6 protein-coding genes are annotated in these 6,874 nt (G+C 62.5%); all 6 read right to left on the bottom strand.

Annotated elements, in window-relative coordinates; translation table 11 throughout:
* Window positions 1–141 precede the first annotated feature (141 nt).
* The 6 genes from pepN to J4E53_RS19370 are packed head-to-tail and all read right to left on the bottom strand — an operon-like array spanning window position 142 to window position 6,676.
* Window positions 142–2,799 carry an aminopeptidase N gene (pepN, locus tag J4E53_RS19395; protein ID WP_103308044.1) on the bottom strand — a complete coding sequence of 886 codons (2,658 nt, stop codon included), beginning with the start codon at window positions 2,797–2,799 and terminating at the stop codon, window positions 142–144.
* Window positions 2,800–2,812: 13 nt separating this feature from the next.
* A complete protein-coding gene (locus tag J4E53_RS19390) occupies window positions 2,813–3,643 on the bottom strand; it encodes a DUF2797 domain-containing protein (protein ID WP_103308045.1) in 831 nt (276 codons plus the stop codon).
* Entirely contained in the window at window positions 3,640–3,900 is a 261-nt protein-coding gene (locus J4E53_RS19385; protein ID WP_060741982.1) for a YeaC family protein, read from the bottom strand. Before J4E53_RS19385 ends, J4E53_RS19390 begins: the two co-directional genes overlap by 4 nt.
* Window positions 3,901–3,945: 45 nt before the next feature.
* Entirely contained in the window at window positions 3,946–4,818 is an 873-nt protein-coding gene (locus tag J4E53_RS19380; RefSeq protein ID WP_060741981.1) for a rhomboid family intramembrane serine protease, read from the bottom strand.
* Window positions 4,815–5,789 carry a metallophosphoesterase gene (locus J4E53_RS19375; RefSeq protein ID WP_177431676.1) on the bottom strand — a complete coding sequence of 325 codons (975 nt, stop codon included), beginning with the start codon at window positions 5,787–5,789 and terminating at the stop codon, window positions 4,815–4,817. Before J4E53_RS19375 ends, J4E53_RS19380 begins: the two co-directional genes overlap by 4 nt.
* Window positions 5,786–6,676, bottom strand: a complete 891-nt coding sequence (locus tag J4E53_RS19370; protein ID WP_003180647.1) for an NAD(+) kinase — start codon at window positions 6,674–6,676, stop codon at window positions 5,786–5,788. The genes J4E53_RS19375 and J4E53_RS19370 overlap by 4 nt, the downstream gene beginning before the upstream one ends.
* Window positions 6,677–6,874 lie beyond the last annotated feature (198 nt).

Raw genomic sequence — 6,874 nt, 5'->3', positions numbered from 1 at the left:
CTGACGCTATCGCGAGCAAGCTCGCTCCCACAGGGGTTCCATGCTGATCACAGAATAGCTGTTCGCTGGAGATCTACTGTGGGAGCGAGCTTGCTCGCGATGGGAGCACCGCGGTCCGCCAGGCAGACCGCGGCATCAAGGTCACGCCAGGCTCTTGCTCACCACCTCGAACACATCGGCCGACAGCCCGCCGGACGCCAGGATGCGTTCCAGTTCGCCTTTCATCAACGCCTGGCGGGCGCTGTCATATTTGCGCCAGCGGGTCAGTGGCGCCAGCTGCCGCGAAGCGATCTGCGGGTTGAAGCCATTGAGCTGGATCACCAGGTCCGCCAGGAAGCGATAACCCGAACCGTCGGCGGCGTGGAAGTTGATCAGGTTCTGCCCGGCAAACGCACCGACCAGTGCCCGCACCTTGTTCGGGTTCTTGATATTGAACGCCGGGTGTTCCATCAGCGCCTTGACCCGTGCCAGGCCACCGGGCAACGGGCTGCCGGCCTGGACGCTGAACCATTGGTCCATGACCAGCGGGTTGCCCTTGAAGTTTTCCGCGAACACTTCCAGGGCCTTGGCCTTCTCGGTCTCGAACGGCGAGTTGACCAGCACCGCCAGCGCGGTCAGGCGTTCGGTCATGTTGTCGGCGGTGTCGAACTGCTCCAGCGTCGCGCTCAGCACCTCAGGCTTGCCGGTGAGCATCAGGTAGGACAGCGCGATGTTCTGCAACGCGCGGCGGGCGAAGTGCTCGGCCTCGGCCACGTATGGCGTGCGTTTCGACAGGTCGCGGTTGGCTTCATAACGCAGCCACAGGGCTTCGAACAGGTTCTCGGCCAACTGCTGGCGGGCGAACTCACGGGCGGCGTGGATCGCCTCGACGTCAGCCACTTCGCTGATTTCCGTCAGGTAAGCTTCGCTGGGCAGCGAGAGCATTTCCGCGACCATGGCCTGGTCCAGGGATTCGTCCGACAACACGCTGCGCAGCGCACTGACCAGGCGTGGATCCAGCGTCAGGCTGGCGCCCTGCTGATGTTGGGCGATCAGTTCCTGCAACACCTGCACCGACAACTGCTGGCCGGCATCCCAGCGGTTGAAGCCGTCACTGTCGTGTTGCATCAGGAACATCAATTGGTCGCGGTTGTACGGGAAGCTCAGCTTCACCGGCGCCGAGAAACCACGCAGCAACGAAGGCAGCGGTTGTTCGGCGATGTCGATAAACGTGAAGGTCTGCTCCGCTTCGGTCACCGAGATCACCCGGGACGTACCGTTTGCCGCTGCTTCACCGGCCAGCCGCAACGGGATCTCGGCGCCTTGGCTGTCCAGCAGGCCCAGTTCCACGGGAATCACGAATGGCAGCTTTTCCTGCTTGTCCGGGGTCGGCGGGCAACTCTGGCGGAAGGTCAGGCTGTAGGTCTTGGCAGCGGCATCGTAAGACTCGCTCACCGCCAGCCGTGGTGTACCGGCCTGGCTGTACCAACGTTTGAACTGGGCCAGGTCGACGCCGTTGGCATCTTCCATGGCCTTGATGAAGTCGTCGCAGGTCACGGCCTGGCCGTCGTGGCGTTCGAAATACAGGTCACTGCCCTTGCGGAACCCCTCAGGCCCCAGCAGGGTGTGGATCATGCCGACCACTTCCGAACCCTTTTCGTACACGGTCAGGGTGTAGAAGTTGGAGATCTCGATAAAACTGTCCGGACGCACCGGGTGGGCCATGGGGCCGGCGTCTTCGGCGAACTGGTGGGTGCGCAGGTACGCCACGTCCTGGATGCGCTTGACGGTGGCGGAGTTCATGTCGGCCGAGAACCCGGCGTCGCGGAACACCGTGAAACCTTCCTTGAGCGACAGTTGGAACCAATCGCGGCAGGTCACGCGGTTGCCCGACCAGTTATGGAAGTATTCGTGGGCCACGATCGCCTCGACCCGCTGGTGCGCGGCATCGGTGGCGGTTTCGGCGCGGGCCAGCACGGCGCTGGAGTTGAAGATATTGAGACCCTTGTTCTCCATGGCGCCCATGTTGAAGTCGTTGACCGCGACAATCATGAAGATGTCCAGGTCGTACTCGCGCCCGTACACCTCTTCGTCCCAGCGCATCGACTTCTTCAGGCTGGTCATGGCGTGCTGGCATTTGTCGATGTTTTCCGGCTCGACGTAGATGCGCAGCGCCACATTACGCTCGGTCATGGTGGTGAAGGTGTCTTCGACGCACCACAGGTCACCGGCCACCAGGGCAAACAGGTAGGCCGGTTTCTTGAACGGGTCTTCCCAGGTCGCCCAGTGCCGGCCGTCTTCGCCGGGGCCGCTGGCAATCGGATTGCCGTTGGACAGCAGCACCGGATAGCTGTGCTGCTCGGCCACCACGGTGGTGGTGAACTTGCTCATCACATCCGGACGGTCGAGGTAATAGGTGATCTTGCGGAACCCTTCGGCCTCGCACTGGGTGCAGAACATGCTGCCGGATTTGTACAGGCCTTCCAGGGCGGTGTTGGTTTCCGGATGGATCCTGACGGTGGTGTCGACCGTAAAGGCCTGGGCCTTGGGGTGCACGGTCAGGTGATTGTCGTCCAGTTGATAATCGCCCTGCCCCAGGTCGGCATCGTCGAGCTTGAGGGAGATCAATTCAAGATGCTGGCCATCGAGCACCAGCGGCGGCAGCCCGGTGCCGCGCTCGGGGTTGCGGCGCATCACCAGTTGCGCATGGACCAGGCTGTGGTCCTCGAACAACTCGAAGGTCAGGTGTGTTTCGTCGATCAGGTACTCGGGGGCCTGATAGTCCTTGAGGTAAATCATCTTCGGTTGTTCGGTGCGCATGGGTCGAATCCTTCTACAGATGCACGGCGAGCTGGTAGGCCGTGTATTTACGAATGTTGATCACGCCGGTGTCGAAAATCAGGTATTGGCCCTTGATCCCCAGCAGCGTGCCTTCGGCGATCGGGTTCTTGTCCAGGTTGAAGCTGACGATCTTGGTCGGGTACTGCTCCACCGGATACCGAATCTCGATGGGCTCGACGTCCGCTATGGTCTGGATCGCTTGCAGGCCGAATCGTTCCTGCAAGCCCTGCAATCCCTGGGCGCAGCTTTCGAACAGCGAATCGCGGATCGCCGGCAGGTCCACCGCTGTCGCGTCGCCCTTGAGCAAGGCGCGCCAGTTGGTCTTGTCCGCCACCTGGCTGCGGAACAGGTCCTCGACAAACCCTGACTGCTGGCGCGTGGCGACCCGCAGGATCGGCAGTGCCTGGCTGGCGCCCTGGTCCAGCCAGCGGGTCGGCAATTGCGTGGCACGGGTGATGCCGACTTTCACGCCGGAGGAATTGGCCAGGTAGACCACATGATCGGTCATGCAGAATTGCTCGCCCCAGGCCGGGTCACGGCAGGTGCCCGCGTCGAAATGGCAACGCTCCGGGCTCATGATGCACAGGTCGCACTGGGCCAGCTTGGTCATGCAAGGGTAGCAGTAACCCTGGCTGAAGCTGGTCTTGGTCCGGCGCCCACAATGGGTGCAGTGGATCGCACCGAGGTACTCCAGGCGGATCGTGCTGCCGATCAACGGGTTGACCGGCACCTCGACCTCGTCCAGGCGAAAGGCGTATTGAACGGTCGGCCCGTCAAGGCGTGCCGACATCTTGCTGATTGCACCGCGGCCAATCTCGATCAATGGATGGCGTCCGACTTGAACAGGATATTGGGCACTTCGGTCGACTTCGACTGGCATTCCTGCGGCCCCATGTAACCGGTGCGCTCGTCTTCGGGCAGGTTCTGGATTTCCCAGGCGATCATGGCCTGCAGCGACAACTCGCGCTGCTCGGCGGTGAGCTTGTTGCCGTCGGCCCATTTACCGATTTCCACGGCCAGTTTCAGGCTCTTGTAGATATCGGGGGTGATGTTTTTGATCATTTCGTTGAAGGAAGACATGGGTTCTCCGCGCAATCGCGCATTCTCAAAAGGCACAGGCGCCGGTCAAAGGGCCATTTTACGGCGAGCGAACAGCCCGCCCAACAAGCCCGTGAAGCACCCGACGAGCAGCCCGCCGACGTGGGCCGCATTGGCGATTTCACCGAAGCCGATCAGCGAAACCAACCCGGACAGGCACAGCAGCAACCACACCAGCATCATCACCAGCACCCCACGGGGCAAGTGATAGGCCGGGTTCGGTGCGAGCAGTTGGTAGATCCAGCAATGGCCCAGCAGGCCGTACAGCACACCGGACAAGCCGCCGAACAGCGTCGGCCCGCTGAAAAAGTACTGGGCGAAATTGGAGACGAGGCTGAACAACAGCGTCAGCCCCAACAGGTTGATACCGCCCTGGCGCGCTTCGATCCGTCGCCCCAGTTCCCAATACCACATGCCATTCATGGCGATGTGCAGGAAGCCGAAGTGAATCAGCATCGGCGTTACCAGGCGCCACCACTGCCCCGCCGCCAGGCTATCGCCCAGCGGCGTGAACTGGATGTAATCGCCAACGACGCGAAACTCGAGGAAGGTCAGCCAGCGTAGCGTCGCAAGATTCTCCCCCAGCAGGGTGACCGCGCTGACAATCAGGCTCAGCAACAGCACCAGGGCCGTCACTGGATGGCGGGTCAATTGCTGGACGAACCCGGCTCGCCGGGAAGTGCCCCCCGTGTCCGGCAGTTCCAACTGCTGATCGGGATCGCCGGCGGGAAAACGGGCGTACAATGCACGCACGTTCTCGCTGATTTCATCCGGCACCCAGAGCACCTGCTCACCCGCCTCTTCGCTGACCCGATGGGGCACCTGCATGCGCTGCAGCAGCTTGACGAAGCCGCTCAGGTCCACTGCCAGGGGCAGGCGCAGAACCGCGACGGCACTCATTTCACCACCTCCGGCCGCTCGACATCGACCCAGACGAACTTGTGCGGATCCAGGCGGGTTTCCTGGTCGAGGCGATAGGCGACCAGCTTGCCGTAGAGCACCGCGCTGTAATCCAGGCAGGCCAGGTTCGGGCGGATCGGCGCGGGTTTGCCGCTGCGCCAATAGTGACCGACGAACAGCAGCGGCTCATCGACGCCATAGCGCAGCAGGTTGTTTTTTTCATCCGACGACAACGGCGTGCGGGCCACCGGTTCCGGCAAGGCGTCGGGCTGGAACACGATGTCGCCGTATGTCTGCGGGTTGTCTTCCCAGAACTTGGTGCGGAAAAACGAACGGGTCAGGCCATCGCCGCCCGTCAGCGTCAGGCCGTGGGGCAGGCGCATGTCCGTGCCGCGCAGCAAGCGATCGAACACCGTGCAGGCAAAACTGCCCGGTTGCGCCGAGGCCTGGAGGAAATGCTCGTCGACACAACCGTCCGGGAACAGGCCCCGCAGCGGTTCGATCAGGCCGGCATCCCAACAGGCGTGCACCACCCGGAAGCGGCCAGCGTCGACAAACAGCGGCAGCTCATAGAACCATTCGAGAAAGTCATGCCAGTCGCCGGGATGCTGCTCGAACTGGGTCAGTGTCTCGTTGAGCAGGCGGGCATGGCGCGGCGTGTGTTCGCGCACGTAGCGCTGGCCGCTGCCCGGCAATGCCGGTGTGCTCCAGCCCAGGGCGTTGAACTCGTGGTTGCCCATGATGCACAGCGCTTGGCCGGCCATGACCATGTCATGGACGATGTGCAGCGCCTCGCGGATCCGCGGGCCACGGTCGATGATGTCCCCCAGGAACACGGCCATGCGCGACGGATGCCGCCAGACCCCGCCCTGCTTGTGGTAACCGAGTCGGTCCAGCAGGTGTTCCAGGGTCAGGGCGCATCCATGCACGTCACCGATCAAATCGTAACTGCGCGCAGGATCGAGCATCAGTCGCCTCCACCCCCCAACCGACTGCCCCAGCCAAGCTTGGTCCGGCAGACTTCGTAGTAATTGTGATCCAGCGGATGGATCAGGCGCAGCTTCTGCGCTTTTTTGCTGACGGTGATGGTGTCGCCCGGCGCGCAGGTGAAATGGTTCTGGCCGTCACAGGACACTTGCGGGTAGATCTGCATATCCTTGGACACGACGATTTTCAGCTCACTGTTGCCATCGACCACGATCGGTCGCCCAGACAAGGTATGGGGGTACATGGGCACAATCACAATAGCGTCGAGCTTGGGATGCATGATCGGCCCACCGGCCGACAGCGCATAGGCGGTGGAACCGGTGGGGGTGGCGACGATCAGGCCGTCGGCTTTCTGGCTGCAGACGAACTGGCCGTCGATGTACAGCTCGAACTCGATCATCCGCGTGGATTTACCGGGGTGCAGCACCACGTCGTTGAGGGCATCGCCCTGGCCGATGGCCTCGGCATGACGGCGGACCTCGGCCTGCAGCAGGAAGCGGTTTTCCACCAGGTAGTGGCCGTCCAGCACCTCGGCGACCTTGATCTCCAGCTCGTCGGGGCGGATATCGGTGAGGAACCCCAGGCTGCCCCGGTTGATCCCCAGCACCGGGATGTTGTGTCGTGCCAGGGCCCGGGCGGCCCCCAGCAGGCTGCCGTCGCCGCCGACCACGATGACCATGTCACAGACTTCGCCGAGCATCTTGCGCGACGACGTCTGCAGGCCATGGCCCGGCAGGACTTCGGCGATGGTATCTTCGAGGATCACATGCAGGTGCCGCTCCAGGAGGAAACGTTTGAGACGGCGAACGGTGTCCAACACCTGCGAACTGCCCAGGCGACCGATGATGCCGATATTGCGAAATTGCTCCATGAGGCTCCTGCGAGGGTCTGCGGCGGGCGAAAAACACGATTATGGGCGAAAGCGCGCCGTAGACAAAATCCTTTAAGCCTTGCCCATGGCGCAATGCTGTTCATCCAAGGTTTAGCTGAACCACTGTGGCGAGGGAGCTTGCTCCCGCTGGACTGCGAAGCAGGCCCCTTGGGGCGGTTGCTATGCAACCGAGCGGGA

Origin of the sequence: Pseudomonas sp. FW305-28 (genome assembly GCF_017351395.1) — a bacterium.
In the GTDB taxonomy this organism is placed as follows: Bacteria; Pseudomonadota; Gammaproteobacteria; order Pseudomonadales; family Pseudomonadaceae; genus Aquipseudomonas; species Aquipseudomonas fluorescens_AA.
This window is presented reverse-complemented; position numbering and strand designations above follow the sequence as displayed.